Annotated in this window: 24 protein-coding genes and 1 riboswitch; of the genes, 18 read left to right on the forward strand and 6 right to left on the reverse strand. The window is 69.5% G+C overall.

What is annotated here, in order from left to right:
• Positions 1-32: 32 nt before the first annotated feature.
• Positions 33-1,499, reverse strand: a complete 1,467-nt coding sequence (locus OG452_RS26585; protein ID WP_327298090.1) for a cysteine desulfurase/sulfurtransferase TusA family protein — start codon at positions 1,497-1,499, stop codon at positions 33-35.
• 258 nt (positions 1,500-1,757) lie between these two features.
• On the opposite strand from OG452_RS26585, the gene ctaC reads away from it, so the two are divergent.
• The 4 genes from ctaC (at position 1,758) to OG452_RS26605 (ending at position 6,226) form a co-directional block, all read left to right on the forward strand.
• A complete protein-coding gene (gene ctaC, locus OG452_RS26590) occupies positions 1,758-2,723 on the forward strand; it encodes an aa3-type cytochrome oxidase subunit II (RefSeq protein ID WP_327298091.1) in 966 nt (321 codons plus the stop codon).
• Positions 2,720-4,456, forward strand: a complete 1,737-nt coding sequence (ctaD, locus tag OG452_RS26595; protein WP_327298092.1) for an aa3-type cytochrome oxidase subunit I — start codon at positions 2,720-2,722, stop codon at positions 4,454-4,456. Before ctaC ends, ctaD begins: the two co-directional genes overlap by 4 nt.
• On the forward strand, positions 4,453-4,851 hold the full coding sequence (locus OG452_RS26600) for a cytochrome c oxidase subunit 4 (protein WP_327298093.1): 399 nt from the start codon (positions 4,453-4,455) through the stop codon (positions 4,849-4,851). The genes ctaD and OG452_RS26600 overlap by 4 nt, the downstream gene beginning before the upstream one ends.
• Before the next feature lie 118 nt (positions 4,852-4,969).
• The gene (locus OG452_RS26605) at positions 4,970-6,226 is read left to right on the forward strand and encodes a L,D-transpeptidase (protein WP_327298094.1); all 1,257 of its coding nucleotides are present in this window, start codon (positions 4,970-4,972) and stop codon (positions 6,224-6,226) included.
• A gap of 58 nt (positions 6,227-6,284) precedes the next feature.
• Here the strand turns inward: OG452_RS26605 and OG452_RS26610 are convergent, their stop codons facing one another.
• The gene (locus OG452_RS26610; RefSeq protein WP_327298095.1) at positions 6,285-6,701 is read right to left on the reverse strand and encodes a hypothetical protein; all 417 of its coding nucleotides are present in this window, start codon (positions 6,699-6,701) and stop codon (positions 6,285-6,287) included.
• A gap of 214 nt (positions 6,702-6,915) precedes the next feature.
• Here OG452_RS26610 and ctaE point away from each other — a divergent pair, with 214 nt between their 5' ends.
• The 6 genes from ctaE to OG452_RS26640 all read left to right on the forward strand — a co-directional run bounded on the left by ctaE (position 6,916) and on the right by OG452_RS26640 (position 14,040).
• On the forward strand, positions 6,916-7,536 hold the full coding sequence (gene ctaE / locus OG452_RS26615; protein WP_327298096.1) for an aa3-type cytochrome oxidase subunit III: 621 nt from the start codon (positions 6,916-6,918) through the stop codon (positions 7,534-7,536).
• A gap of 65 nt (positions 7,537-7,601) precedes the next feature.
• Positions 7,602-8,411 carry a cytochrome bc1 complex diheme cytochrome c subunit gene (gene qcrC, locus OG452_RS26620; RefSeq protein ID WP_327298097.1) on the forward strand — a complete coding sequence of 270 codons (810 nt, stop codon included), beginning with the start codon at positions 7,602-7,604 and terminating at the stop codon, positions 8,409-8,411.
• Positions 8,408-9,460, forward strand: a complete 1,053-nt coding sequence (gene qcrA / locus OG452_RS26625) for a cytochrome bc1 complex Rieske iron-sulfur subunit (protein ID WP_327298098.1) — start codon at positions 8,408-8,410, stop codon at positions 9,458-9,460. The genes qcrC and qcrA overlap by 4 nt, the downstream gene beginning before the upstream one ends.
• Positions 9,457-11,082, forward strand: a complete 1,626-nt coding sequence (gene qcrB, locus OG452_RS26630; RefSeq protein WP_327298099.1) for a cytochrome bc1 complex cytochrome b subunit — start codon at positions 9,457-9,459, stop codon at positions 11,080-11,082. The genes qcrA and qcrB overlap by 4 nt, the downstream gene beginning before the upstream one ends.
• A 128-nt stretch (positions 11,083-11,210) precedes the next feature.
• Positions 11,211-12,275, forward strand: coding sequence for an anthranilate phosphoribosyltransferase (gene trpD, locus OG452_RS26635; RefSeq protein WP_327298100.1), 1,065 nt, complete (start codon positions 11,211-11,213; stop codon positions 12,273-12,275).
• A 123-nt stretch (positions 12,276-12,398) separates the two neighbouring features.
• A riboswitch (SAM riboswitch) is annotated at positions 12,399-12,516 on the forward strand.
• A gap of 147 nt (positions 12,517-12,663) precedes the next feature.
• Positions 12,664-14,040, forward strand: coding sequence for an aminotransferase class V-fold PLP-dependent enzyme (locus tag OG452_RS26640; protein ID WP_327298101.1), 1,377 nt, complete (start codon positions 12,664-12,666; stop codon positions 14,038-14,040).
• A 78-nt stretch (positions 14,041-14,118) separates the two neighbouring features.
• Here OG452_RS26640 and OG452_RS26645 read toward each other — a convergent pair whose 3' ends face one another.
• Together OG452_RS26645 and OG452_RS26650 are read right to left on the reverse strand one after the other, a co-directional pair.
• Positions 14,119-14,400 (reverse strand): Lrp/AsnC ligand binding domain-containing protein, encoded by a 282-nt coding sequence (locus OG452_RS26645; protein WP_164264247.1) that lies wholly within the window; start codon positions 14,398-14,400, stop codon positions 14,119-14,121.
• Complete coding sequence (locus OG452_RS26650) at positions 14,397-15,146, reverse strand: rhomboid family intramembrane serine protease (RefSeq protein WP_327298102.1); 750 nt, start codon at positions 15,144-15,146, stop codon at positions 14,397-14,399. The genes OG452_RS26645 and OG452_RS26650 overlap by 4 nt, the downstream gene beginning before the upstream one ends.
• Positions 15,147-15,316: 170 nt before the next feature.
• Here OG452_RS26650 and OG452_RS26655 point away from each other — a divergent pair, with 170 nt between their 5' ends.
• From OG452_RS26655 to OG452_RS26675, 5 genes are all read left to right on the forward strand, one after another.
• On the forward strand, positions 15,317-15,559 hold the full coding sequence (locus OG452_RS26655) for a hypothetical protein (RefSeq protein WP_327298103.1): 243 nt from the start codon (positions 15,317-15,319) through the stop codon (positions 15,557-15,559).
• Positions 15,560-15,593: 34 nt separating this feature from the next.
• Positions 15,594-16,955, forward strand: coding sequence for an NYN domain-containing protein (locus OG452_RS26660; RefSeq protein ID WP_327298104.1), 1,362 nt, complete (start codon positions 15,594-15,596; stop codon positions 16,953-16,955).
• A 274-nt stretch (positions 16,956-17,229) separates the two neighbouring features.
• The gene (locus tag OG452_RS26665; RefSeq protein WP_327298105.1) at positions 17,230-18,255 is read left to right on the forward strand and encodes a C40 family peptidase; all 1,026 of its coding nucleotides are present in this window, start codon (positions 17,230-17,232) and stop codon (positions 18,253-18,255) included.
• A 239-nt stretch (positions 18,256-18,494) separates the two neighbouring features.
• Positions 18,495-19,520 (forward strand): C40 family peptidase, encoded by a 1,026-nt coding sequence (locus OG452_RS26670; protein WP_327298106.1) that lies wholly within the window; start codon positions 18,495-18,497, stop codon positions 19,518-19,520.
• A 53-nt stretch (positions 19,521-19,573) separates the two neighbouring features.
• Positions 19,574-20,806: a hypothetical protein gene (locus tag OG452_RS26675; protein WP_327298107.1), complete on the forward strand. Its 1,233-nt coding sequence runs from the start codon at positions 19,574-19,576 to the stop codon at positions 20,804-20,806.
• On the opposite strand, the gene OG452_RS26680 is transcribed toward OG452_RS26675, so the two are convergent.
• The gene (locus OG452_RS26680; protein ID WP_327299790.1) at positions 20,787-22,112 is read right to left on the reverse strand and encodes a glycosyltransferase 87 family protein; all 1,326 of its coding nucleotides are present in this window, start codon (positions 22,110-22,112) and stop codon (positions 20,787-20,789) included. The genes OG452_RS26675 and OG452_RS26680 overlap by 20 nt on opposite strands.
• Positions 22,113-22,229: 117 nt before the next feature.
• On the opposite strand from OG452_RS26680, the gene OG452_RS26685 reads away from it, so the two are divergent.
• Positions 22,230-23,372: a glycosyltransferase family 4 protein gene (locus tag OG452_RS26685; protein WP_327298108.1), complete on the forward strand. Its 1,143-nt coding sequence runs from the start codon at positions 22,230-22,232 to the stop codon at positions 23,370-23,372.
• Positions 23,373-23,447: 75 nt separating this feature from the next.
• On the opposite strand, the gene OG452_RS26690 is transcribed toward OG452_RS26685, so the two are convergent.
• A complete protein-coding gene (locus OG452_RS26690) occupies positions 23,448-25,253 on the reverse strand; it encodes an AMP-dependent synthetase/ligase (protein ID WP_327298109.1) in 1,806 nt (601 codons plus the stop codon).
• Between the two features lie 229 nt (positions 25,254-25,482).
• Here OG452_RS26690 and OG452_RS26695 point away from each other — a divergent pair, with 229 nt between their 5' ends.
• A complete protein-coding gene (locus OG452_RS26695; protein WP_327298110.1) occupies positions 25,483-26,244 on the forward strand; it encodes a metallophosphoesterase family protein in 762 nt (253 codons plus the stop codon).
• Between the two features lie 77 nt (positions 26,245-26,321).
• Entirely contained in the window at positions 26,322-26,777 is a 456-nt protein-coding gene (locus tag OG452_RS26700) for an SRPBCC family protein (RefSeq protein ID WP_327298111.1), read from the forward strand.
• The last annotated feature ends 5 nt before the right edge of the window (positions 26,778-26,782 follow it).

The raw sequence follows: 26,782 nt of genomic DNA on the forward strand, positions 1-26,782 counted from the left end.
CTGCGCGCTTCGGTGCGGCCCTGCCGACCGGCTCACGACACGCGGCGCACCCGGAAGGCGGTTCCCCCGTCGACCGGGTGCGCCCCCTCGTACTCCTGCCCCCGCATCTCGCACCACGCCGGCACATCGAGCCGCGCGGCCTCGTCGTCCGAGAGCACCGTCACCACCCCGCCCACCGGCACGTCCCCGATCACCTTGGCCAGCTCGATGACCGGGACCGGGCAGCGCTTCCCGAGCGCGTCCACGACGAGTTCCGCCGCAGGGCCGGCCCCGGGCCCCGCGGCAGCCGCCCTGTCCGGTGCCGCCGCTGCTTCCGCTTCCGCGGGGGGCGCCGTCTCCGCACCCCGCACCGGCCCCTGAGTGGCGCCCGCCCCAGCGCCCAGCCGCTCCCGTACGGAACGGACCACGCCCGGCAGCACCTCCAGGAACCGGTCGACGTCCGCCTCCGCCACGCCGAGCGGCAGCGAGACGCGCACGTTCCCCTCCGAGAGCACCCCCATAGCCCGCAGCACGTGACTGGGCGTCAGCGTGCTGCTGGTACAGGACGAACCGGATGACACGGAGAAACCGGCCATATCCAACTCGTGCAGCAGAGTCTCCCCGTCGACATAGAGACAGGAGAACGTCACGAGATGCGGCAGCCGTCGCACCGGGTCGCCGACCACCTCGACATCCGTCACCCGTTCGCCCACCGAGGCCCTGATCCGGTCCACGAGACCGCGCAGCCGTACCGACTCAGCCGCGGCCCCGGCCCGTACGGCCCGCAGTGAGGCCGCGGCGGCCACGATCGCCGGAAGGTTCTCGAAACCGGCGGCCCGCCCCGACTCCCGCTCGTCCGCCGGGCCTTGGGGGACGAACCTCACACCCTTCCGTACGGCGAGCAGCCCCACCCCGGCCGGCCCGCCCCACTTGTGCGCACTGGCGGTGAGCAGCGACCAGTCCCCTTCGACCGGCCCCCACCCCAGCGACTGGGCGGCGTCCACGAGCAGCGGCACCCCGGCGGCCCGGCACGCGTCGGCGACCTCGGCGACCGGCTGCTCGGTGCCGGTCTCGTGGTTGGCGGACTGCAGGCAGGCCAGCGCGGTCCTGGCGGTCAGCGCGGCCGCGTAAGTGCCTGGGGCCACCGCCCCGGTCCGGCCGACCGGCACTTCGGTCACCGAACCGCCACTCGCCTCATGGGCCGCCGCCGAATGCAGTACCGAGGAGTGTTCGACCGACGACACCACCAGATGGCCGCCGACACGCCGACGGCCGGAAAGTGCGCCGGCAATTCCGGAGTGGACCGCCCGGGTGCCGGACGAGCTGAACACCAGCTCGTCCGGGCGGCACCCGACCGCCTCGGCCGCCGCCTCGCGGGCCGCGTCGAGCAGCAGCCGCGCCCGCCTCCCCTCCCGGTACAGCCTGGAGGGATCGGCCCAGCCGTCGTCCAGGGAGGCTTGCAGGGCCTGACGTGCGACGGGGTGCAGGGGCGCGGAGGACGCGGCATCGAAGTAGGACACGGCGCCACGCTAGTCTGCGCCTGCGGACGGACGGCCCGCCTCGTAGGGGGAGGGATCGTCAGATCCCCGCCGGAAGCCGGGATTCCACCCCTTCGGGGTGTCGGGCGGCGCGTTGGGCACCCTCCCCGCGCGGCCCCAAATGGCCTCCAGTAGGGTTTGGTCCGCATAAACATCCAAACCCCTGCCCGAGCAGGACCGGCGACCGACCTGATGCGGCCGCAGCCGGCCGCCCGGGCGAGACTCTCGGGAAGGCGCTACGTGAGTCCCAACGGCTCCGACCGCTCGTCGCGGCGCCCGATGCGGCGGAAGCTGCCGCAGGTGCTGACTGCGGGCCTGATCCTTGTGACCGCTACCGGTTGCTCGTACAAGGATTTCCCCCGCCTTGGTATGCCCACCCCGGTAACGGAAGAGGCACCTCGGATCCTCTCCCTCTGGCAGGGCTCGTGGGCGGCAGCGCTCGCCACGGGCGTGCTGGTGTGGGGGCTGATCATCTGGAGTGTCATCTTCCACCGGCGAAGCCGGACCAAGGTGGAGGTACCTCCGCAGACCCGGTACAACATGCCGATCGAGGCGTTGTACACCGTGGTCCCTCTGATCATCGTCTCGGTGCTCTTCTACTTCACCGCGCGTGATGAGTCGAAGGTCCTCAGTCTCTCGGCGAAGCCCGCCCACACGATCAACGTGGTCGGCTTCCAGTGGAGCTGGGGCTTCAACTACGTGGAGGACGTGGACGGCAACCCGTCCACGGGCAACGCGGCGAAGACCACAGAGCTGTCCGATATCCCGGACCGCTTCACCAAGGAATTCCCCAAGGGAGCCGAAGGCGTCTACGACGTCGGCACGCCGGCCTCCCGGAACCCGCAGACCGGCAACCCGGGGCCGACCCTCTGGCTGCCCAAGGGCGAGAAGGTCCGCTTCGTTCTCACTTCGCGCGACGTCATCCACGACTTCTGGGTGGTGCCGTTCCTCATGAAGATGGACGTTGTCCCGGGCCACACCAACTCCTTCGAGGTGACCCCCAACCAGGAGGGCACCTTCCTGGGCAAGTGCGCTGAGCTGTGCGGCGTAGACCACTCCCGGATGCTCTTCAATGTGAAGGTCGTCTCCCCGGAGCGCTACAAGCAGCACCTCAAGGACCTGGCGACCAAGCACCAGAACGGCTACATCCCCGCCGGGATCGCGCAGACTGGCCACGCCAAGAACGCGGAGACGAACAACCTGTGAGCATCCTCAACGAACCTCAGGGTGCCGCGGCAGCAGGCGACTCCTACGAGAGCGAGCTGCCGGTACGGCGCAAAGAGCCGGGAAACATCGTCATCAAGTGGATGACCACCACTGATCACAAGACGATCGGCACGATGTATCTGGTCACATCGTTCGCCTTCTTCTGCATCGGCGGTGTGCTGGCGCTCGTCATGCGCGCCGAGCTGGCCCGTCCGGGTACGCAGATCGTGTCGAACGAGCAGTTCAACCAGGCGTTCACGATGCACGGCACGATCATGCTGCTGATGTTCGCGACGCCGCTCTTCGCCGGGTTCGCGAACTGGATCATGCCGTTGCAGATCGGGGCGCCCGATGTGGCGTTCCCGCGGCTGAACATGTTCGCGTACTGGCTGTACCTCTTCGGCTCGCTCATCGCGGTCGGTGGTTTCATCACCCCGCAGGGCGCGGCCGACTTCGGCTGGTTCGCCTACTCCCCGCTGTCGGACGCCGTCCGGTCACCGGGTGTCGGCGCCGACATGTGGATCATGGGCCTGGCCTTCTCCGGCTTCGGCACGATCCTCGGTTCGGTCAACTTCATCACCACGATCATCTGTATGCGCGCCCCCGGCATGACGATGTTCCGTATGCCGATCTTCGTGTGGAACGTGCTGCTGACCGCCGTGCTCGTGCTGCTGGCCTTCCCCGTACTCGCCGCAGCACTCTTCGCGCTGGAGGCGGACCGCAAGTTCGGCGCTCATGTATTCGATGCGTCAAATGGCGGCGCGCTCCTATGGCAACACCTCTTCTGGTTCTTCGGCCATCCAGAGGTGTACATCATCGCGCTGCCATTCTTCGGAATTATTTCCGAAGTGATTCCGGTGTTCTCGAGAAAGCCGATGTTCGGATACATCGGCCTGATCGCAGCGACGATCTCGATCGCCGGGCTCTCGGTGACGGTGTGGGCCCACCACATGTACGTCACCGGCGGTGTGCTCCTGCCGTTCTTCTCCTTCATGACCTTCCTGATCGCGGTGCCGACCGGTGTGAAGTTCTTCAACTGGATCGGCACGATGTGGAAGGGCTCGCTGTCCTTCGAGACACCGATGCTCTGGGCCGTCGGCTTCCTGATCACCTTCACCTTCGGTGGTCTGACCGGCGTCATCCTGGCCTCGCCCCCGATGGACTTCCATGTGTCCGACTCGTACTTCGTGGTCGCGCACTTCCACTACGTGGTGTTCGGGACCGTCGTCTTCGCGATGTTCTCCGGATTCCACTTCTGGTGGCCGAAGTTCACGGGCAAGATGCTGGACGAGCGGCTCGGCAAGATCACCTTCTGGACGCTGTTCGTGGGCTTCCACGGCACGTTCCTGGTGCAGCACTGGCTGGGTGTCGAGGGTATGCCGCGGCGGTACGCGGACTACCTCGCCGTTGACGGCTTCACCACGCTGAACACCATCTCGACCATCAGCTCCTTCCTGCTGGGCCTGTCGATCCTGCCGTTCCTGTACAACGTCTGGAAGACCGCCAAGTACGGCAAGAAGATCGAGGTCGACGACCCGTGGGGCTACGGGCGCTCGCTCGAATGGGCGACGTCCTGCCCGCCGCCCCGGCACAACTTCACGACCCTTCCGAGGATCCGCTCCGAATCCCCGGCGTTCGACCTGCACCACCCGGAGATCGCGGCTCTCGACCAGCTCGAGAACCACGGCTCCGGTGACAAGGTCCTGTCCGGCGGCAAGGAGGCAGGCAAGTGAAGGTCCAAGGCAAGATGTTCATCTGGCTGGCCGTCTTCATCCTCGTCGTGGCGGTCGTCTACGGCGTGTGGTCGAAGGAGGCAGCCGGAACGACGGCCCTCTTCATGGCCTTCGGGCTGAGCATCATGATCGGCTTCTACCTGGCCTTCACGGCCAGGCGGATCGACGCCGGCGCGATGGACAACAAGGAGGCCGACGTCGCGGACGACGCCGGTGAGGTGGGCTTCTTCGCCCCGCACAGCTGGCAGCCGATCTTCCTGGCCGTCGGCGGCGCGCTCGCCTTCCTGGCCATCGCCATGGGCTGGTGGCTGCTGTACTTCTCGGCCCCGCTCGTGGTGGTCGGCCTCTGGGGCTGGGTCTTCGAGTTCTACCGCGGAGAGAACCAGAACCAGTAGGGGCTGAGCCCCACCGCTGGACCGTACGAGGAGGCCCGGACGCCAATCAGGTGTCCGGGCCTCCTCGTTTGCAGTCATCCGGCGTGCCGTTACCAGGGGATCTTCTTAACGTGTGCATATGAGCCATGCACCTCGAATCCGTACGGTCCTGAGCTGCACGCTGCTGGTCGTGTCCCTTGGGGCAACGGCGACCGCGTGCGGCGGTTCCGGCAGCAATCCGCTCTCCGCCTCGCCGTTCGACGCGGCCGATTCGATTTCCTTCAACGGCCCCAAGGGCGACGGCAAGGCCGACCCCGACAAGCCGCTCGAAGTCACCTCCAAGGATGACGACGGCCGCATCACCGATGTGACGGCCACCGACAGCACAGGACGCCAGCTGGCAGGCGAACTCTCCGCCGACGGCAAGCGGTGGCACAGCACCGTTCCGCTGGCCGCAGGCGTGCACTACACGGTCCGGGTCGCCACCGAGGACGACCAGGGCGCACCCGGCAACCGGACGATGGCGTTCGACACCAAGCCCGCCTCCAACCGGCTGAACGTCACCTTCGGTCCCAAGGCGGGGGAGTACGGCGTGGGCCAGCCCGTCACCGCCCAACTCAGCGCCCCGGTAAAGGACAAGAAGGCCAGGGCGCAGGTCGAGCGCGCTCTGAAGGTGGACTCGGTGCCCTCCGTCGACGGCGCCTGGTACTGGGTGGACAGCAAGACGCTGCACTACCGGCCCAAGGAGTACTGGCCCGCGCACGCCACGGTCAGCGTGCACAGCAATCTCAACGGCATAAAGGTCAGCGACAAGCTCTACGGCGGCGCGGCCAAGCCGCTCAGGCTGAGGACGGGGGACCGTCTGGAGGCGATAACCGACGCCTCCGCCCACGAGATGACGGTCAAGCGCGACGGCCATGTGATCAACACCATCCCGGTGACCACCGGCAAGCCGGGCTTCTCCACCCGCAACGGAGTCAAGGTCGTACTGGGCAAGACGTACTACGTACGGATGACCAGTTCCAGCATCGGGATAGCCGCCGGCAGCTCCGACTCGTACGACCTGCCGGTCTACTACGCGACACAGGTCACACTCAGCGGTGAGTACGTGCACGCCGCGCCCTGGTCCGAGGGGTCGCAGGGATCCGCCAACACCAGCCACGGCTGCACCGGCATGAGCACGAGCAACGCCGAGTGGTTCTTCAACCACGTGCGCCAGGGGGACATAGTCTCGGTCGTCGGCAGCGACGGCGACACGATGACCCCGTTCGACAACGGCTACGGCGACTGGAACCTCTCCTGGGCCAAGTGGGCCAAGGGCAGCGCGCTGACGGGCGGAAAGCAGAACACGGAGACCCCCGCGCAGACGGCCCGGCTGCGGCCCGCCGCGCTCTGAGCAGCAACCGGCGCCGTGCTTCCGCGGGGGAGGGTCAGGGGCCCCTGTTCAGGACCCGTCAGGACCCCGCGGACACGGTGCCCGCGCCGAGCCTTTCACGCACCAGAGCGGCCAGTGCGGCCGCGAACTCCACCGGCTCCACCGGAAGGGTCACCGCGGCGTCCGCGCGGCTCCAGGTGGCCAGCCAGGCGTCCTGCGGGCGGCCGATCAGCAGCAGCACGGGCGGGCACCGGAAGACCTCGTCCTTGATCTGCCGGCAGACGCCCATACCGCCCGCGGGGACCGACTCACCGTCCAGCACACAGGCGTCGATACCGCCCTTGTCCAGGGCGCTGAGGACCGCGTCGAGCGTCGCGCACTCCAGGTACTGCACCGGCGGCACGTCCGACGCCGGCCTGCGACCCGCCGCGAGCCGTACCTGCTCCCGGGTGTTCGCGTCGTCGCTGTAGACCAGGACCGTGGCGCTCGGCTGCATTGTTCCTCCGTGACGGCTGTGTCTTCGGGATCAGCGGGATCTGCCGGGCCCGCGGGGCCCGTTGAGGCCGGACCCTGGCGCGGATGCTACTCCGTCCGACACCCCGTCAACACCGTTACGGACCGCCTCGCGATGGGCCGTTAGGGCTGGACACGAGCCGCTGACACACCGAACGGCACCCCCCAGGGTGAGGGCGGGATAAGCGACCGACATAATGTCGGTCGTGGCGACAGCAACGACAGTAGAAACCGGGCACGCGCACCCGTCGGTCAATCGGCCGAACCTCACCAGCGTCGGAACCATCATCTGGTTGAGTTCCGAGCTGATGTTCTTCGCGGCCCTCTTCGCGATGTACTTCACCCTGCGATCGGTGACGGGTCCCGAGCACTGGAAGGATATGGCGTCCTCGCTGAACGTTCCTTTCTCGGCGACGAACACCACGATCCTTGTGCTCTCTTCTCTCACATGCCAGCTCGGCGTCTTCGCCGCCGAGCGCGGCGATGTGAAGAAGTTGCGCTCGTGGTTCTCGATCACGTTCGTGATGGGTGCGATCTTCATCGGAGGCCAGATCTTCGAGTACACCAGCCTGGTGAAGGATGACGGCCTCTCGCTGTCCTCCGACCCGTACGGCTCGGTGTTCTACCTGACCACCGGCTTCCACGGCTTGCATGTGACAGGCGGCCTGATCGCCTTCCTGTTCGTTCTCGGCAGGACATACGCGGCCAAGAGATTCACGCACCAGCAGGCGACCGCAGCCATCGTCGTGTCCTACTACTGGCACTTCGTCGATGTCGTGTGGATCGGCCTCTTCGCGACGATCTACCTGATCCAGTAATCGGGCCCGACGCCCCACTCATCCAGCAAGCACCGACGCAGAAGATCCTGACACCGGGGTAATCCGTGAAAAAGCTCTCCGCACGACGACGCCACCCGCTGGCGGCGGTCGTCGTCCTACTCCTCGCGCTGGCGGCCACCGGGGGGCTGTACGCCGCGTTCGCTCCCGCGGGCAAGGCGCAGGCCGACGACACCTCCCAGTCCCTCGCCATCAGTGAGGGCAAGAAGCTGTTCTCCGTGGGCTGCGCAAGCTGCCACGGAATGGGCGGCCAGGGCTCATCCGATGCCCCCAGCCTGGTCGGCGTCGGCTCAGCCGCCGTGGACTTCCAGGTGGGCACCGGCCGTATGCCTGCCCAGCAGCCCGGCGCGCAGGTGCCGAGGAAGAAGGTCATCTACTCGCAGGGCGAGATCGACCAGCTCGCCGCGTACGTGGCCTCCCTCGGTGCCGGACCCATCGCGCCGACCCCGAAGCAGTACAGCGACCAGGGCGCCGACACCGCAGCAGGTGGCGACCTCTTCCGCACCAACTGCGCCCAGTGCCACAACTTCACGGGTGAGGGCGGTGCTCTGACGCACGGCAAGTACGCCCCGAGCCTTGAGGGCGTGGATCCGAAGCACATCTACGAGGCCATGCAGACCGGCCCGCAGAGCATGCCGAACTTCCCCGACACCACGATGCCGGAGAAGCAGAAGCAGAACATCATCGCGTACATCAAGACCGTCAACGGCGACAACTCCGCCAGCGAGGGCGGCCTCAAGCTGGGCGGCCTCGGTCCGGTCAGTGAGGGTCTGTTCGGCTGGATCTTCGGACTCGGTGCGCTGATCGCAGTTGCCATCTGGGTCGCGGCCCACACCGCTAAGGCCAAGAAGTCATGAGTAGCCAAGAGAATTCCGAAGAGAACCTGCCGAGCGAGCAGGACCCCGCGCACGGCGCGGTGAAGACCGCGGACGACCCGTTCGCGGACCCGGGGCTGCCGGCCCACAGGCCGCGTATCCAGGACATCGACGAGCGAGCCGCCAAGCGCTCCGAGCGCGTGGTCGCCTTCCTGTTCACGCTCTCGATGCTGGCGACGATCGGGTTCATCGCGTCCTATGTGATCTTCCCCGTCGACAAGATCATCTTTGTCTTCCCGTTCGGGCACGTGAGCGCGCTCAACTTCTCCCTGGGTCTGACCCTGGGCGTGGCGCTCTTCACCATCGGCGCCGGCGCGGTCCACTGGGCCCGCACGCTGATGTCGGACGTCGAGATGCCGGCCGACCGTCACCCGATCGAGGCCCCGGCCGAGGTCAAGGCGCAGGTCCTGGCCGACTTCGCGGCAGGCGCCGCCGAGTCCGGCCTCGGCCGCCGCAAGCTGATCCGCACCACGATGTTCGGCGCCATGGCCATGGTCCCGCTCGCCGGTGTGATGCTGCTGCGCGACCTGGGCCCGCTGCCGGAGAAGAAGCTCCGCAAGACGCTGTGGGCGCGCGGCAAGGTGCTCATCAACATGAACACCAACCAGCCGCTGCGTCCCGAGGACGTGGCCGTCGGTTCGCTGACGTTCGCCATGCCGCAGGGCCTCTCGGAGTCCGACGAGGACTTCCAGACGCAGATCGCCAAGGCTGCCCTGATGATCGTCCGTATCCAGCCGGAGAACATCAAGGACAAGAAGGAGCGCGAGTGGGCCCACGAGGGCATCGTCGCGTTCTCGAAGATCTGCACCCACGTCGGCTGCCCGATCAGCCTGTACGAGCAGCAGACGCACCACGTGCTCTGCCCGTGCCACCAGTCCACCTTCGACCTGTCCGACGGCGCCCGCGTCATCTTCGGCCCGGCCGGCCACCCGCTTCCGCAGCTGCGGATCGGTGTGAACGGCGAGGGTAATCTCGAAGCGCTCGGCGACTTCGCAGAGCCCGTCGGTCCTGCTTTCTGGGAGCGCGGATGAGCACCGTGACGGATACACAGCGCAAGGCGCCCGCCGGCGAGCGGGTGGCCGACTGGGCCGACGGCCGTCTGGGCATCTACGGCCTGGCCAAGACCAACATGCGCAAGATCTTCCCGGACCACTGGTCCTTCATGCTCGGGGAGATCTGCCTCTACACCTTCATCATCATCATCCTCACGGGTGTCTATCTGACGCTGTTCTTCCACCCGAGCATGAACGAGGTCGTCTACGACGGCCCGTACGTGCCGCTCCAGGGCATCCACATGTCCGAGGCCTACGCCTCGACGGTGAACATCAGCCTGGAGGTCCGCGGCGGTCTGCTCATCCGGCAGATCCACCACTGGGCCGCGCTGGTCTTCCTGGCCGGCATGCTGGTGCACATGATGCGCGTGTTCTTCACGGGCGCCTTCCGCAAGCCGCGCGAGATCAACTGGCTCTTCGGCTTCCTGCTGCTGGTGCTCGGGATGTTCACCGGCTTCACCGGCTACTCCCTCCCGGACGACCTGCTCTCCGGAACGGGTGTGCGGTTCATGGAGGGCGTCATGCTCTCCATCCCGATCGTCGGCTCGTACGCGTCGATGTTCCTGTACGGCGGTGAGTTCCCCGGCGGCGACTTCGTCTCCCGGTTCTACTCGGTCCACGTACTGCTGCTGCCGGGCATCATGCTCGGTCTGCTGGTAGGCCACCTGATCCTGGTCTTCTACCACAAGCACACGCAGTTCGCGGGTCCGGGCAAGACGAACAACAACGTCGTCGGTATGCCCCTGCTGCCGGTCTACATGGCCAAGGCCGGAGGCTTCTTCTTCCTGGTCTTCGGTGTCATCGCGGCCATGGCCGCGATCGCCTCGATCAACCCGATCTGGGAGATCGGCCCGTACCGTCCGGACCAGGTGTCGACCGGCGCCCAGCCCGACTGGTACATGGGCTTCTCGGAGGGGCTCGTCCGCATCATGCCGGGCTGGGAGATCAACGCCTGGGGTCACACACTCGTCCTGGGCGTGTTCATCCCGATCGTGGTCTTCCCGCTGGTCCTGGTCGGTATCGGCGTCTATCCGTTCATCGAGTCCTGGATCACCGGGGACAAGCGCGAGCACCACATCCTGGACCGCCCGCGCAACGCCCCCACGCGTACGGGTCTCGGCGTCGCCTGGATCACGCTCTACCTGATCCTGCTCGTCGGCGGCGGCAACGACCTCTGGGCCACGCACTTCGATCTGTCGATCAACGCGATCACCTGGTTCGTCCGGGTCGGGATGTTCGTCGGCCCGGTCATCGCGTTCATCGTCGCCAAGCGCTGGTGCCTGGGTCTGCAGCGTCGTGACCGGGAGAAGGTGCTGCACGGACGCGAGTCCGGCGTCATCAAGCGCCTGCCGCACGGTGAGTTCATCGAGGTGCACGAGCCGCTCAAGGCCGCACAGCTGCACACGCTCACCGCGCACGAGCAGTACCAGCCGCTCGAGATCGGCCCCGAGGTCGACGAGAACGGTGTCGCGCGCAAGGTGTCCCGTCTGACCCGGGTCCGCGCCAAGCTGAGCAGGGGCTACTACGGCGAGCACAACCAGATCGAGAAGCCCACTGCCGACGAGTACAAGGAGATCACCAGCGGCCACGGTCACCACTGATCACCTGACCGACTGAAAAGTCGCCACAGCAGGAGCCCCGCCCATTCGATGGACGGGGCTCTTCGCTGTTCCCCGGAGCTGGATAAGCTGGCCGTATCCCTATTCGGCGGTGGACCCAGGAGTGGACCATGAGCGTTGTGACCCCGGTCGGCGGCGACAGCGTGGCGGCCCACTCATGGCCGGGCGTTCTCGACTCCCTGCTGCGCGGCATCGACCAGAGTGCGGACGCCACCGCCTGGGCGATGGACCGCATCATGCGTGGTGAGGCGACGGACGCGCAGATCGCCGGGTTCGTGGTCGCCCTGCGGGCCAAGGGCGAGACGGTCGCGGAGATCAGCGGCCTGGTCCGGGCGATGTACGCGCACGCCAGGCTGATCGACGTACCGGGCCCGAGCGTGGACATCGTCGGCACCGGCGGCGACGGCGCCAACACCGTGAACATCTCGACCATGTCCTCCATCGTCGTGGCGGGCACCGGCGCCAAGGTCGTCAAGCACGGCAACCGCGCGGCGTCGTCCCAGAGCGGGGCGTCCGACGTCCTGGAGAAGCTGGGCGTCAATCTCCAGCTGGCGCCGGAGCGGGTGGCCGAGGTCGCCGAAGAGGCGGGCATCACCTACTGCTTCGCGGTGAAGTTCCACCCCGCGCTGCGCTATGTGGCCGCCGCCCGGAAGGAGTTGGGCATCCGCACCACCTTCAACTTCCTGGGTCCGCTCACCAACCCGGCGAAGGTCCGGGCGCAGGCGACCGGTGTCTCCGACGCGCGGGTGGCGCCCATCATCGCGGGGGTGCTGGCCGAGCGCGGTTCGTCCGCCCTGGTGTTCCGGGGTGACGACGGGCTGGACGAGCTGACCACCACCGCCACGTCCAGGGTCTGGACGGTGGCGGACGGCACGGTGCGCGAGGATACCTTCGACCCGCGCGACGTGGGCATCGGACTGGTCCCGGTGGAGGCGCTGCGCGGCGGCGACTCGTCGTACAACGCGGATGTGGCCCGCAGGCTGCTGGCCGGTGAGGACGGGCCGGTACGGGACGCGGTCCTGCTGAACTCGGCAGCCGCGCTGGTCGCGCTGGACCCGGGCCCCGGATCCCTCAACGAGCGGATCGCGGCGGGCATCGCCCGGGCCACCGAGTCCATCGACTCGGGGGCGGCGGCCGGGGCGCTGGAACGCTGGGTCGCGGCCAGCAACACCTGAGCCCCCGGGGCACTCGGGTACCGGACACCCAGGGCGCAGTCGCGCAGCCTCCGGCCGGCTGCCGGTCTCAGGCTGTGGACTGCGCCTTGGCACGTCCGGATACGTATGGCAGGATCCTCTGCAGGTCATGAGTGACAGCGACTACGGCCCCAGCCCGCTGTCCGGCAACCCTCCGTCCGTGGCGGGGTGCCCTGGGTGAAGACCAGGCCGTGGGCAGTGAAGTCCTCGGCAAGCGCGGATCCCTCGACAGGGATCCTGGTCGTCGAGGGAGTTCTTCCGTGGTTCAGCGAATGCGTTAGGGCAGTAGGCCCCTTCTCCGCACCCCTTCCTTGCACTGTCGCGTGTGGCACGCGCAGTGAATTCGCCTGCCTTTTTCCGGGAGTTCGTCATGTCTGTTCCCAGTGCTGCCGTCAACGCGTCGGTTTGTAAGGATTCCTCCGGGAACCTCCCCGTCCTCGGAAGGGACGTCCTGGTCCCGCTCGTCATCGGCGGCGAGGTCACCTACGCGGCACTGGACTACGCGGCGAGCGCCCCGGCACTCCAGCGCGTCTGGGACGACGTGGCGGCGTACGCCCCGTACTACGGCAGCGTGCACCGCGGCGCCGGGTACCTCTCGCAGCTCTCCACCGACCTCTTCGAGAACAGCCGGACGACTGTCGCCGAGTTCCTCGGCTGCCGCCCGGACGACCAGGTCGTCTTCACCCGTTCGACCACGGACTCGCTCAATCTGCTGGCCGCGGTGGTCCCGGCGGGCTGTGAGGTCTTCGTCTTCGAGACTGAGCACCACGCATCGCTGCTGCCCTGGCGGGACGCCGCCGTGACCTACCTCAACGCCCCGCGCACCCCGCGGCAGGCCGTCGAGACCCTGGAGCGCGCACTGGCGGACCGTACGACGCCGGAGGCACCCGCTCTGGTCTGTGTCACGGGCGCGTCCAACGTCACCGGTGAGCTGTGGCCGGTCAAGGAGCTGGCGGCCGCCGCCCACGCCCACGGGGCGCGCATCGTGCTGGACGCGGCGCAGCTCGCACCGCACCACCCCGTGGACATCGCGGCGCTCGACGTCGACTGGGTCGCCTTCTCCGGCCACAAGCTGTACGCGCCGTTCGGCTCCGGGGTCCTCGCCGGCCGCTCCGACTGGCTGCTCGCCGCCGAGCCGTACCTCGCGGGCGGCGGCGCCTCCCGCAGCGTGGCCCGGCGTGCCGACGGGGGTGTCGACGTCGAGTGGCACACCACGGCCGCCCGCCACGAGGCCGGATCGCCCAACGTCATCGGCGTCCACTCCATCGCGTCCGCCTGCCGGGCGCTCACCGACGCCGGCTTCGACTCCTTGGTCGAGCGCGAGCAGACGCTGGTCCGCAAGGTCCTCGACGGGCTCCGCGAAGTGGAGGCGGTCCAGGTCCTCTCGCTCTTCGGTGACGACGCCCCGCGGGTCGGTGTCATCTCCTTCGTGGTGGACGGCTGGAACAGCTCGCACTTCGCCGCGGCGCTCTCCGCCGAGTACGGCATCGGGGTGCGCGACGGACTGTTCTGCGCCCACCCGCTCGTCCGTACCCTGCTCGGCAGCGACCCGCAGGACCAGGGCGAGTGCGGTGCCCCGGAGGGCGAGCCGGGCGAGCGCTCACTCAACGCCGTCCGGGTGAGCTTCGGCGCCGGTACGCCGGACGAGCACGTGGAGCGCTTCGTGGGTGCGGTGAAGGAACTCGTGCGGGACGGTGCCCGCTGGAACTACCGCACCGAGGACGGCCGCTGCGTGCCGGCCGTCTGACCGCGCCGACGGGGATTGCGTACGGCCGCCAGGCGCGGCGGGGTCTCAGGGCCTCGCCGCGCCGGGCGGCCGCGACCCTCAGGCGTCCAGGCCGATGGCGAAAGCCGCTTCCAGGTCGTGCTGCGAGTAGGTACGGAACGCCACATGCGTGTCTGTGGCCTCCACCCCGGGGATCTTGCTGATCCGGCCGGGGATGATGTCCGCCAGATCGTCGTGGCGGGCCACCCGGACCAGTGCGATCAGGTCGTACGTCCCTGTGACGGAGTAGACCTCGCTGATGTTCTCCAGGGCGGCGAGCGATTCGGCGATCTCGGGGATCCGGTCCACGCTGGTCTTGATGAGCACGATCGCGGTGATCACGGCTTGCTTTCTCCCTCGGTGGCCGTCGCTGGGAGTTTCACTCTAGTCGTACGCCAGTACCGCACCGCCGCGTAGCCGAAGCCCAGCGAGAACCCCACCAGATGGGCCGTGTAGGCGACCCCCGGACCGGTGCCGGACTGCTGCCCGGCCGCCAGCCACTGCAGGACGAACCAGAAGACCAGCACGATCCAGGCGGGGAAGCGCAGCGGCAGGAAAAGCAGGAACGGGAAGATGCTCGTCACCCGGGCCCGGGGGAAGAGGCCCAGGAAGGCCCCGAGCACCGCCGAGATCGCACCCGACGCGCCCACCAGGGTCTGGTCGGAGCCCGAGTGGGTGAGGGCGTAGGCCGTCAGGGCGAGGTAGCCGCTCACCACATAGAAGACGGTGAAGTGCAGGCGCCCCATGCGTTCCTCGGCCATCGCGCCGAAGACGTAGAGGAACAGCATGTTGCCCAGCAGATGCAGCCAGTTCGCGTGGATGAAGAGCGCGGTGAGCGGGGTGAGCAGGGCTCCTGCCGTACCGGTCATCAGTTCGGTCGGGACGACGCCCCAGTGTTCGAAGTACGCGCTCTGGGCGGCGAGGAGGTTGTCGCCGGTCCCATAGGCCGGATCGAGCCCGGAGACGGGGCTCAGCAGGAAGACCAGGCAGCAGACGCCGATCAGGCCGTACGTCACCACCGGCCCGCCGGGCGCGTCCCCGCGCCGCCCCGGCGCCTTCCGTCCGGGTGCATCCCGCCACTTGAACATTGACCGAGCATGACCCAACCGGACGCAATCGGGCAGATCGCCTCGCCGGGCCCCGTACGGTCGGCAGGTCCGCCCCCGGGGTATCCCGTAGGCCGTAGGGTTGCGGGGAGTACATCCGCAGTTCGATGGCGCACCGCGACCGAGACAGTACGAACGAAGAGGACGCACGTATGACGACGGTTCCCATGCCGACCGCCGACACCCGGTGGCGCTGCACGCTCTGCGGCAATCTCACCCGGTTCGATGTGACGCGCTCGTCGAAAGTTGTCGAGTACATACATCTTGACCTGGCCGGTGAGCCCAAGGTGGAGGACCGCGAGGTGGTCAGTGAGACCATCGAGCAGGTGCGCTGCCGGTGGTGCAACGCGGTGGACCAGATCGAGCTGGTGGACAGGCCGGGCGGCGGCTCCTGAGGGAGCCCCCTGAAGAGTGACAGTGGGGTGACGGATGGTGGAGTCCGAACGCGGTGCGGAGCCGGCCGACGCGGCCGGCGACGCCGCGGAGGCGCTCGACCGTCCGCTGCCCGAAGCGGTACGGCGGCGCGTTGTCGCGCTCGTCTCCGACGCCTTCGGCGGGCTGACCGTCCCTGAACTCCCGGCCCAGCTGCGGCAGTACGCCCGGTTCACCCCGACCAGGCGCGCCAAGTTCGCGGGCAACGCGATGGCCGCGGCCCTGGCGGCCGACGCGCTGTTCCGCCGGCGGATCGGCGAGCGGCTGAAGGAGTCCCAGCCCGAACTGACCGGGGCGCTCGAAGCCGGTTCACCGCCCGCGGCCGCCGACCCGGTGGATGTGGCGGCGGCCGCCTACGTACTGCGCCCGCCCGGCTGGGTGAAGCTCGTCGCCGCCGCGGGCGAGGAGGCCCAGCGTGTGGTCGCCGAGCGCGCCGACGAGGCGGTCCAGCACGAGCTGGAGCGGCTGCGGGCAGAGCTGGCCGACGCGCGGGCGCAGACCAGGACCGAGAACGAGCGGCTGCGTACGGAGCTGGACGCGGCCCGCAAGGAAGCTGAATCGCTTCAGCGCAAGCTGCGCAGCGCGCAGAGCGATGTGAAGCGCGGCGAGGCGGCGCTGCGCCGCTCCGGCTCCGAGATCGACACGGTCAGATCCGACGCCACGGCCCGGGTCGCGGCGGCGGAGAGCGAGTCGCGGCGGCTGAAGGCGCGGCTCGGTGAGGCCGAGGCGGCGGTCGAGGCCGGCCGCCGGGCCGTACGCGAGGGGCGTTCGGTCGAGGACATGCGGCTGCGGCTGCTGCTCGACACGGTGCTCGACGCGGCCCAGGGGCTGCGGCGCGAACTGGCCCTGCCGCCGGTGACCACGCGCCCCGCCGACTCCGTCGACGCGGTCGAGCCCGGCCGGCTCTCGCCCAAGGACATCGCGGCCAGGGCCCTTTCGGACACCGACCCGGCCCTGCTTGACCAGCTGCTCTCGCTGCCGCAGGCCCATCTGGTGGTGGACGGCTACAACGTCACCAAGACCGGCTATCCGCAACTGCCGCTGGAGAAGCAGCGGCTGCGCCTGCTCGGTGGTCTCTCGATGCTCGCCGCGCAGACCGGCGCCGAGATGACCTGTGTCTTCGACGGGGCCGAGCTCGCGGCGCCGGTGCTGCTCGCGCCGCCGCGCGGCGTACGGGTGCTGTTCAGCAAGCCCGGGGTGACCGCGGACGAGGTGATCCGCCAGCTGGTCAGGGCGGAGCCCTCCGGGCGTCCTGTGGTGGTCGTGTCGGCCGACCGCGAGGTCGCCGACGGCGTGGCGAGATCGGGCGCCAGGCCCGTTGCGTCCGTCTTGTTGCTGAAGAGGCTTTCGCGCGCCTGATAACTCCTGTGCACAATGCCCGACTTCGAGCGGGACAGTTTCCACCACAGCGTCAAGTGACCGTTACCGCCCGTGCGGTGTCTGTAAAATATGCACTCAGTGACCAAGATTTTTGGCAACAGGATTTGAACTGATCACAAGAAGGTCACTAAGGTCGGGCCTCGAACCTTCGCGCGGTCGATCACTCATCCAGGGGTGGCAGCGAAGGAACCGCCGAAGCCCTCACGGTTTTGCTACGTGTTCGGCGGCTCTGAGGAAGAAGGAGCTCGCCTCCGTGGCGTCCCACCGTCGACTCAAGCAGCCGAGCCGCACCCGCGTGACCGTGCTCACCGCGACCGCTGCCGCAGCCGTGGCCCTGACCGCTCAGGCCGCACACGCAGACCCGAAGCCGACCAAGAGTGAGGTCAAGGCGAAGGTCGACAAGCTCTACGAGGACGTCGACGCGGTCAGCCAGAAGTACGACGGCGCCAAGGAGCAGCAGGCCAAGCTCAAGAAGGAGGTCGGCGACCTCCAGGACAGCGTCGCGCGCGGCCAGGAGGACCTCAACAAGCTGCGGGGCCAGCTCGGTTCGATCGCGAGCGCCCAGTACCGCTCGGGCGATATCGACCCGTCGGTCCAGCTCTTCCTCTCGTCGGACCCGAACACCTTCCTCGACAAGGCCACCGCGCAGGACCAGCTGAGCAACCAGCAGGCCGACGCGGTCAAGAAGATCCAGGCCAAGCAGCGCACCCTCGCCCAGGAGCGTGCCGAGGCGCAGGACAAGCTCAAGGACCTGGCGTCGACGCGCACGGAACTCGGCAAGAAGAAGCAGGAAGTCCAGAACAAGCTCGCCGACGCGCGCAAGCTGCTCAGCTCCCTGACCGCCGCCGAGCGCGCCTCGATAGCCGCGGAGAACCAGCGCGCCAACCGCGACAACAGCCGTCCCGACCTCGGCAACTCCGTGCCGGCCTCCGCCCGCGGGGCCGCCGCCCTCAACGCGGCGAAGACCCAGCTGGGCAAGCCGTACGTGTACGGCGCCACCGGACCCGCCTCCTTCGACTGCTCCGGGCTGACGTCCTGGGCGTACGCACAGGCCGGTGTCACGATCCCGCGCACCTCCCAGGCCCAGGCCAACGCCGGTCAGCGCATCTACTCGCAGAGCGCCCTCAAGCCGGGCGACCTGGTGCTCTTCTACGGCGACATGCACCACATCGGCATCTACGCGGGCAACGGCACGGTGCTGCACGCACCGCACACCGGCGCGGTCGTCCGGTATGAGGCGATGGGCGACATGCCCTTCCAGTTCGGCGTCCGCATCTGATCCGGACCCGTTCCGTCGGCGCCGCCCACACCGCCCGATCGGGCGAATTACGGTGCTGTGAGCTGACTCCCCGCCCTGTCGGTGACCTTGTGGTCTCCGGCGGGGCGTCACTCTGTGTGCACGGCGAGGTCTTTGGCCACAGCGTGGTCGCGCGGCTACTCTCCGGCGTGCGGTGCCCGGCAACTCGTCCGCCTATCGGGGCGGCAGGGACCGCACGCAGCGGAAGGAGTGCGGCTCCTGTGGTGTCCCATCGCCGTGCAACGCAGTCCGGCCTCGCCCGGAGTACCCGGATCATCGTGCTGTCCGCCGCGCTGGCGACGGCCGGAGCAGGCCTCGGGGCCGCGCAGGCGGGCGCCGAGCCGCACGAGTCGGCGACGGCCGCCAAGAGCGAGGTCGACGGGCTGTACGCGCAGGCCGAGCGGGCCACCCAGCAGTACGACAAGGCCGACGAGCAGGCCCAGCGGCTGCGCCATCAGGTCACCGAGGCCCAGGACGGCGTCGCACGCGGCCAGGAACGGCTCAACCGGATGCGCGGGGCGCTCGGCGCGCTGGCAGGGGCCCAGTACCGCGCGGGTGCCATCGACCCCTCGCTCGCCCTGCTGCTCTCGTCGGACCCCGGCTCGTATCTCGACAAGGCTGCTGCCCTGGCGCAGTTCGGCGCTGTCCAGGCGGGTGAACTGCACCGCATCCAGCAGGCCCAGCGCGCGCTGACACAGCGGCGCGCCGACGCGACCCGAAGACTCGCCGAACTCCGCAGCAGCCGCGCCGAGGTCGCCCGCCACAAGCGCACCGTCGAGGGCAAGCTCGCCCGCGCGCGCCGGCTGCTCGACGCGCTGCCCGCCCAGCAGCGCGCACAGTACGACCAGGTCTCGCGCTCGGACCGGGGCGCACTGCCCGTGCTCGGCGCGCTGCCGGTCTCCGGCCGGGCCGCAGCCGCAGTGGCCGCGGCCCGCAGCGCGCTCGGCAGGCCGTATGTGTGGGGCGCCAACGGCCCCTCGGGCTTCGACTGTTCGGGGCTGATGCAGTGGGCGTACGCGCACGCGGGCGTCTCCCTGCCGCGCACCTCGCAGGAGCAGCGGTACGCGGGCCGTCGGATCCCGCTCTCCCAGGCGCAGCCCGGCGACCTCGTGGTGTACCGCAGTGACGCCAGTCATGTCGCGATGTACATGGGCAACGGCCAGGTGCTGCACGCCCCGTATCCCGGCGCCAGGGTCCGCTACGACCCGGTCGGGATGATGCCCGTCTCCTCGGTGACCCGGGTCTGACCCGTGCCGGGCGGCCGTCGGGCCCGTCCGCCCGGGCACGTACGATCAGCGGCGTGACAGGGCGGGGGAGCAGGACGGGACGGAAGCGGGCCTTCGGCTGCGCGCTCGCCCTCTGCCTGCTGCTCCCCGCCTGCGGCGGTCCTTCAGGACCCGGCTCGTCCGGCACGGCGGAGCGCGACATCCGCCGGACTCTCGACCGGCGGGCCGCCGCCGTCGTCGGCCATGACGAGAGCGGCTATCTGTCCGTCGTCGACCCGCGGGCGAAGGGGCTGCGGACGGCGCAGCGCGCGGAGTTCCGCAACCTGGCCTCCGTACCGCTGAGTTCCTGGCAGTACCGGCTCGATGACGTACGGCTGGACGGCGCCACCGCCACCGCACGGGCCGAGCTGCGGTACCGGATCACCGGTTACGACAGTGCGCCGGTGGCGGCCCGGCGCACGCTCAGGATGGTGGAGCGCGACGGCCGCTGGTACCTGGACGACGACAGCCCCGCCACCGGCACCGGGCAGCAGCTCTGGCAGCAGGGCCGGGTGCGCACCGTACGCGGCAGGCACAGCCTGGTGCTCGGTGTCGGCGGTTCCAGCGGACTGCTCCGGCAGGTGGCCGACGTCGCGGACCGGGCCGTCCCCGCCGTCGACAAGGCGTGGCACCGCGAGTGGGCAGGGCGGGTGGTGGTGCTGGTGCCGTCCTCGCTGGACGCGATGGGCGCCTTGCTCGGTTCGCCGGCCGCCACCTACCGGGGCATCGCGGCCGTCACCACCGGCGAGGCGGGCGGCGCCGGGGCCGCGCCCGCCGACCGGGTCATCGTCAACCCCGAGGCGTACGCCCAGCTTGGCCAGTCGGGCCGGCAGGTGGTCATCACCCACGAGACCACCCATGTCGCCACCCGCACCGCGACGTCCGCGGCCACCCCGCTCTGGCTCTCCGAGGGGTTCGCCGACTGGGTCGCCTACCGGGGCACCGGCACCAGCCCGCGGGAGGCCGCACCGGAACTCCAGCGGGCGGTGCGGGCAGGGTCGCTGCCCGCGACCCTGCCCACCGACGCCGACTTCGGTTTCAGCGACAGCGCCGACCGGCTGGCGCGGGCGTACGAGGGCGGCTGGCTGGCCTGCCGGCTGATCGCCGAGCACTGGGGCGAGCAGAAACTGACGGACTTCTACCGGGCGGTCGGGGCGCACGGGCAGAGCGGCGGCGGGGTGGAGAAGGCGATGAACGACGTGCTCGGTACGGATCCGGACGCCTTCACGGCGCGGTGGCGCGAGTACCTCAGGGCGCAGCTGGACTGAGCGGCTCACGGCCCGCGTCGGTGTCTCCGGTGTCTGCCCCGCCTCCGGCCGCTGCGGCGGCCCCGGCGTCCTCGGCGGCTGCGGTGTCCTCGGACCTGGTGGCAGCTCCGTCCGGCGCCGTCCGCCCGCGCCGCGGGACCGTGTGCCGCCACAGCGCGCGGGCCGCGGTCAGCGAGGCCGCGACCAGCAGGCCGTTCCGTACGAACATCAGCACAACCCCGACCGCGTCCCCGGCCACCACCCGATCGAACCCGAGCGGGAACTCCAGGAAGGTCACGGCCGTGGCGACCACCGCCAGCAGGACCGGGAGCGGCATCGCGCTGGTACGGAAGACCAGGCAGACGGCGCCGATACCGACCAGCCACACCAGGTACTGGGGGCTGATCACCCGGCTCGTCGTGGTGAAGAGCAACACCGCGGTGAACGCCGCGTCGCACGGCGTCGCCGGTGCGTACTCCCTGGCCCGCAGCCGCCACAGCAGCAGCCAGCCGAAGGCCGCGGCGGTGAGCCCCAGCGCGACGGCGCTCACCAGGTGGACGTACGGTCCGACGAACTCCACCGAGCCGTAGGTGAGCAGCACCTGTCCCTGCCAGCCGAACTGCCGGGCCACCTGGAAGACCAGACCGCCCAGCGACTCGACCTCGGTGCCCCGCTCGCGCTGGAAGGTGAGAAAGGCGAAGGCACCGGGCACCGCCGTACCGGCGAGCAGCAGCAGGCCCGCCGCCGTCGCGGCGAATGCCGACCAGGACCAGCGTGCCGTACGGCCGCACCGCACGCCCGCGAGCAGCAGTGCGGGCCAGACCTTGAGCAGGGCGCCGAACGCGGCCAGCGCGCCCATGGTGCGCGGACGGCGGGCCCCTGCCAGCAGCGCGGCCACCGCGACGGCGGTCACCATCAGGTCGTACCTGGCGTACGCCGTCGGGCCGAGCAGCGGCAGGCCCGCCACCCACACCCAGACACCGGCCGGCCGCCTGCCGGGCCGGCCCGCCGAGTACAGCAGCAGACCGAGTACCCCCGCGTCGGCGATGAGAGTCAGCACGAAGAAGGCCGGTGCGTAGCCGAGGAACGGCAGGAGGGCGGGGGAGAGGACCGCGAGTGCCGCCCCGGGGGGGTACTGCCAGGTCACGTCGGAGAGCGGGAAGGTGCCGGTCCGCAGCACCTCGTACCAGCCGTGGTAGATCCCCGAAACGTCGACGGTGACATCGGCCCCCGGCAGGACCAGTACCTTGAACACGCAGAGCATCAGCAGGGCCCTGGTCGCGGCCCAGACCACGACGGGAAGCGCCGCGCCGCGTACGCCCCGCATGACCGCCCCGTCCGCTGTGACGGCCTGCGCCGTGGTGTGCTCCGACATCGGGGTCATGATGCCGTGCGAGGACGCGCGGGAGCGGTGAGGCAGGGCCGTTGGGTACTGTCGGCGGCGATGCACAAGACGTTGATCGTGACCAATGACTTCCCGCCGCGCCCCGGCGGTATCCAGGCGTTCCTGCACAACATGGCGCTGCGTCTGGACCCCGGGAAGCTCGTCGTCTACGCCTCCACGTGGAAGCACGGAGCCGAGGGAGCGGCGGCCACCGCCGCGTTCGACGCGGAGCAGCCGTTCACGGTCGTACGCGACCGGACCACGATGCTCCTGCCCACCCCGCGCGTCACGGCGAGGGCGAGCGGGCTGCTGCGCGAACACGGCTGTACGTCGGTGTGGTTCGGGGCGGCGGCCCCGCTCGGCCTGATGGCTCCCGCGCTGCGGGCGGCCGGTGCCGAACGGCTCGTCGCCACCACGCACGGCCACGAGGCGGGCTGGGCGCAGCTGCCCGGGTCGCGGCGGCTGCTGCGGCGCATCGGTGAAGGTCTGGACACTGTGACCTACCTCGGCGAGTACACCCGCTCGCGGATCGCCGCCGCACTCACCCCGGCGGCCGCGGGCCGGATGGTCCAACTGCCGCCCGGTGTCGACGAGAAGACCTTCAACCCCGGCTCGGGCGGTGCGGAGGTACGCGCCCGGCTCGGGCTCACGGACCGGCCGGTGGTGGTGTGCGTATCCCGGCTCGTCCCGCGCAAGGGACAGGACACCCTGATCCTGGCGATGCCCCGGATCCTGCGGGAGGTGCCGGACGCGGTGCTGCTGATCGTGGGCGGCGGACCGTACGCAGGTGACCTGGAGAAGCTGGCGGCACGGACGGGCGTCGCGGACTCGGTGCGCTTCACCGGGCCGGTGCCCTGGGCGGAGCTGCCCGCGCACTTCGGGGCGGGCGACGTCTTCGCCATGCCGTGCCGCACCCGCAGGGGCGGGCTCGACGTGGAGGGGCTCGGCATCGTCTATCTGGAGGCGTCCGCGACCGGGCTGCCGGTGGTGGCGGGCGATTCGGGCGGTGCGCCCGACGCGGTGCTCGACGGTGAGACCGGCTGGGTGGTGCGGGGCGGCTCGGCCGATGACGCGGCGGACCGGATCGTCACGCTGCTCCAGGACCCAGGGCTGCGGCGGCGGATGGGCGAGCGCGGCCGGGAGTGGGTCGAGGAGAAGTGGCGCTGGGACCTGCTCGCCGAGAAGCTCAGGGAACTGCTCTGAGGGAGCTGCCCTGACGGAAACGCAAACCGGGTGAGGGCCCGCGCGGCCCTCACCCGGTTCTGCTTGCGTACCAGGTCAGCCCAGGTCAGCCCGGTAGATCGATTCGATCTCGTCGGCGAAGTCCTTCGCCACCACCGCGCGCTTGAGCTTCAGAGACGGTGTGATGTGCCCCGCCTCCTCGGTGAGCTGTGTGGGCAGGATCCGGAACTTGCGGACGGACTCGGCCTTGGAGACCGCCGCGTTGCCGTCGTCGACCGCCCGCTGGATCTCGGCGAGCAGCTCCGGGTCCTCGCGCAGCGACAGGGCGGTGGACGCCACCGGCTTGCCGGTCTCCTCGGCCCACCGCGCCAGGAACTCCTCGTCCAGCGTGACCAGCGCGCCGATGAACGGCCGTCCGTCGCCGACCACCATGCACTCGGCGACCAGGGCATGCGCACGGATACGGTCCTCGATCACCGCGGGGGCGACGTTCTTCCCGCCCGCGGTGACGATGATCTCCTTCTTGCGGCCAGTGATCGCGAGATAGCCGTCCTCGTCCAGCGTGCCGATGTCACCGGTGTGGAACCAGCCGTCAGCCAGCGCGTCGGCCGTCGCCGTCTCGTTGTTCCAGTAGCCGCTGAACAGGTGCTCGCCGTGCAGCAGCACCTCGCCGTCGTCCGCTATCCGTACGACCGAACCGGGCAGCGGCTGGCCGACCGTGCCGATCTTCTGCCGGTCCCACGGGTTGAAGGCGGTCGCCGCACAGGACTCGGTGAGGCCGTAGCCCTCCAGCACCGTGAAGCCGATGCCCCGGTAGAAGTGGCCGAGCCGCTCGCCCAGCGGCGCGCCGCCGGAGATCGCGTACTCACCGCGTCCGCCCAGTACCGCCCGCAGCTTGCTGAAGACCAGCCGGTCGAAGACCTTGTGCTTGATCCGCAGCCCGGCGGACGGGCCCTGCGGGGTGCCGAGTGAGCGGCTGTAGGCGATGGCGGTGTTCGCGGCCTTGTCGAAGATCTTTCCCTTGCCGTCGGCCTGCGCCTTGGCACGCGCCGAGTTGTAGACCTTCTCGAAGACCCGGGGCACGCCCAGGATCAACGTCGGCCTGAAGGAGGCCAGTTCATCCGTGAGGTGCTTGATGTCCGGTACGCAGCCGATCTTGATCGGCGCCATCACGGACGAGACCTCGACCAGCCGGCCGAAGACATGCGCGGCGGGCAGGAAGAGCAGCACCGAGCACTCGCCGGTACGGAACAGGGGCTTCAGCCGCTCCACGATGTTGCCGCACTCGGCGAAGAAGCTGCGGTGGGTCAGCACACAGCCCTTGGGGCGGCCGGTGGTCCCCGAGGTGTAGACGATGGTGGCCGGGTCGTCGGCCCGCGCCCGCGAGCTGCGCTCGTCCACGGTCGCGTCCGTTACCTCGGCGCCACTCGCCCTGAGCTCCTCGACGGCGCCCCGGTCGATCTGCCAGACGTGCTCCAGGGAGGGCAGCGAGTGGCGTACGGCCTCGACGGTCGCGGCGTGCGCGTCGCTCTCCACGAGCACCGCGACCGCGCCGGAGTCGCCGAGTATCCACTGCACCTGCTCGGCCGAACTGGTCTCGTACACCGGCACGGTGATCGCGCCCGCGCTCCAGATCGCGAAGTCCAGCTGCACCCACTCGTACCGGGTGCGGGACATCAGCGCGACCCGGTCCCCGGGCCGCACACCCGCGGCGATCAGGCCCTTCGCAGCGTCCTGGACCTCGGTGAGGAACCGGGCGGCGGTGACATCGGTCCAGGCGCCGGCCACCTTGCGGCCCATCACCGCGGCATCGGGATGCTGAGCGGCGTTGCGGCGGATCAGATCCGTCAGATTGCCGTCCGATGGGACCTCGTACAGCGCCGGAAGGCTGAACTCACGCAAGACTGCTGCTCCTCTGGTCGACATCGCTGTCGCCACGACTGGACCTGACCGCCCGGACGTTACCCATGGGTACACGGTTCCCGATAGGGGGGTCCGGCCAGATGTTCCATGCGTCACACGACACCGCTGTGCTTCGCGCAGAGTAGTCCACGCACGTCGGACGGCGGCGGTATTCGCAGGTCCGGCACCCTCTATCCATGTTGTGCCCGTGAGTCCTAGGGTGATCTCCATGCGCGTGCATGTGGTCAGTGACGTCCATGGCAACACCAGCGGTCTCGCGAGGGCCGGCGACGGGGCCGACGCCCTGATCTGCCTCGGCGACCTGGTCCTCTTCCTGGACTACGCCGACCACTCCCGCGGCATCTTCCCCGACCTCTTCGGAGTCGAGAACGCCGACCGCATCGTTGAGCTGCGCACCGCGCGCCGTTTCGACGAGGCGCGGGACCTCGGCCGCAGGCTCTGGAGCGGGGTGGACCGTGACACCGCGATCGAGACGGCGGTGCGCAGCCAGTACGCCGACATGTTCGCGGCCTTCCCCACTCCGACGTACGCGACCTACGGCAATGTCGACATCCCGCCGCTCTGGCACGAGTACGCCCGCCCCGGTACAGCCGTCCTGGACGGCGAGCGCGTCGAGATCGGCGGCCGCGTCTTCGGCTTCGTGGGCGGCGGCCTCAGGACCCCGATGCGTACGCCCTACGAGGTCAGCGACGAGGAGTACGCGGCCAAGATCGAGGCGCTCGGGGACGTCGACGTGCTCTGCTCACACATCCCGCCCGAGGTCCCGGAGCTGGTGTACGACACGGTGGCCCGCCGTTTCGAGCGGGGCAGCCGCGCCCTGCTCGCCGCCATCCAGCGCATCCGGCCCAAGTACGCGCTCTTCGGCCATGTCCACCAGCCGCTGTCCCGCCGGGTCCGCGTCGGCCGGACCGAGTGCGTGAACGTCGGCCACTTCGCTTCGACCTCGCGGCCCTGGGTCATGGAGTGGTAGCGGTCGGCGGGCCGGTGCGCACGCGATAGCCTTCACAGCGCATGCACACCGGATTCCGCACTGGAGGAGCCACGGCGATGGCTGAACACACCAGCTCAAGCATCACGATCGAGGCCGCACCGGCCGACGTCATGGGCGTGATCGCCGACTTCGCCCGCTACCCGGAGTGGACCGGCGAGGTCAAGGAAGCCGAAGTGCTCTCCACCGACGCCGAGGGCCGCGCCGAGCAGGTCAGGCTGGTGCTCGACGCCGGCGCGATCAAGGACGACCACACCCTCGCGTACACCTGGACCGGCGCCAACGAGGTCAGCTGGACGCTGGTCAAGTCGCAGATGCTCCGCGCCCTCGACGGCACGTACCTCCTCGCCGCTGCCGGCGACGCCACCGAGGTCACCTACCGGCTGACCGTCGACGTCAAGATCCCGATGCTCGGGATGATCAAGCGCAAGGCCGAGAAGGTCATCATCGACCGCGCCCTGGCCGGCCTGAAGAAGCGGGTCGAGTCCGGTGCCGCAGCGCAGCCCGAGGGCTGACGCCC

This window comes from Streptomyces sp. NBC_01197, from assembly GCF_036010505.1.
Lineage (GTDB): Bacteria > Actinomycetota > Actinomycetes > Streptomycetales > Streptomycetaceae > Streptomyces.

Bases quoted from the DNA above. Each gene is read 5' to 3' on its own strand.
- OG452_RS26605 (WP_327298094.1), top strand. From the start codon at position 4,970: ATGAGCCATGCACCTCGAATCCGTACGGTCCTGAGCTGCACGCTGCTG.
- OG452_RS26610 (WP_327298095.1), bottom strand. From the start codon at position 6,701: ATGCAGCCGAGCGCCACGGTCCTGGTCTACAGCGACGACGCGAACACC.
- ctaE (WP_327298096.1), top strand. From the start codon at position 6,916: ATGTCGGTCGTGGCGACAGCAACGACAGTAGAAACCGGGCACGCGCAC.
- qcrA (WP_327298098.1), top strand. From the start codon at position 8,408: ATGAGTAGCCAAGAGAATTCCGAAGAGAACCTGCCGAGCGAGCAGGAC.
- qcrB (WP_327298099.1), top strand. From the start codon at position 9,457: ATGAGCACCGTGACGGATACACAGCGCAAGGCGCCCGCCGGCGAGCGG.
- trpD (WP_327298100.1), top strand. From the start codon at position 11,211: ATGAGCGTTGTGACCCCGGTCGGCGGCGACAGCGTGGCGGCCCACTCA.
- OG452_RS26640 (WP_327298101.1), top strand. From the start codon at position 12,664: ATGTCTGTTCCCAGTGCTGCCGTCAACGCGTCGGTTTGTAAGGATTCC.
- OG452_RS26650 (WP_327298102.1), bottom strand. From the start codon at position 15,146: ATGTTCAAGTGGCGGGATGCACCCGGACGGAAGGCGCCGGGGCGGCGC.
- OG452_RS26655 (WP_327298103.1), top strand. From the start codon at position 15,317: ATGACGACGGTTCCCATGCCGACCGCCGACACCCGGTGGCGCTGCACG.
- OG452_RS26660 (WP_327298104.1), top strand. From the start codon at position 15,594: ATGGTGGAGTCCGAACGCGGTGCGGAGCCGGCCGACGCGGCCGGCGAC.
- OG452_RS26680 (WP_327299790.1), bottom strand. From the start codon at position 22,112: ATGCGGGGCGTACGCGGCGCGGCGCTTCCCGTCGTGGTCTGGGCCGCG.
- OG452_RS26685 (WP_327298108.1), top strand. From the start codon at position 22,230: ATGCACAAGACGTTGATCGTGACCAATGACTTCCCGCCGCGCCCCGGC.
- OG452_RS26695 (WP_327298110.1), top strand. From the start codon at position 25,483: ATGCGCGTGCATGTGGTCAGTGACGTCCATGGCAACACCAGCGGTCTC.
- OG452_RS26700 (WP_327298111.1), top strand. From the start codon at position 26,322: ATGGCTGAACACACCAGCTCAAGCATCACGATCGAGGCCGCACCGGCC.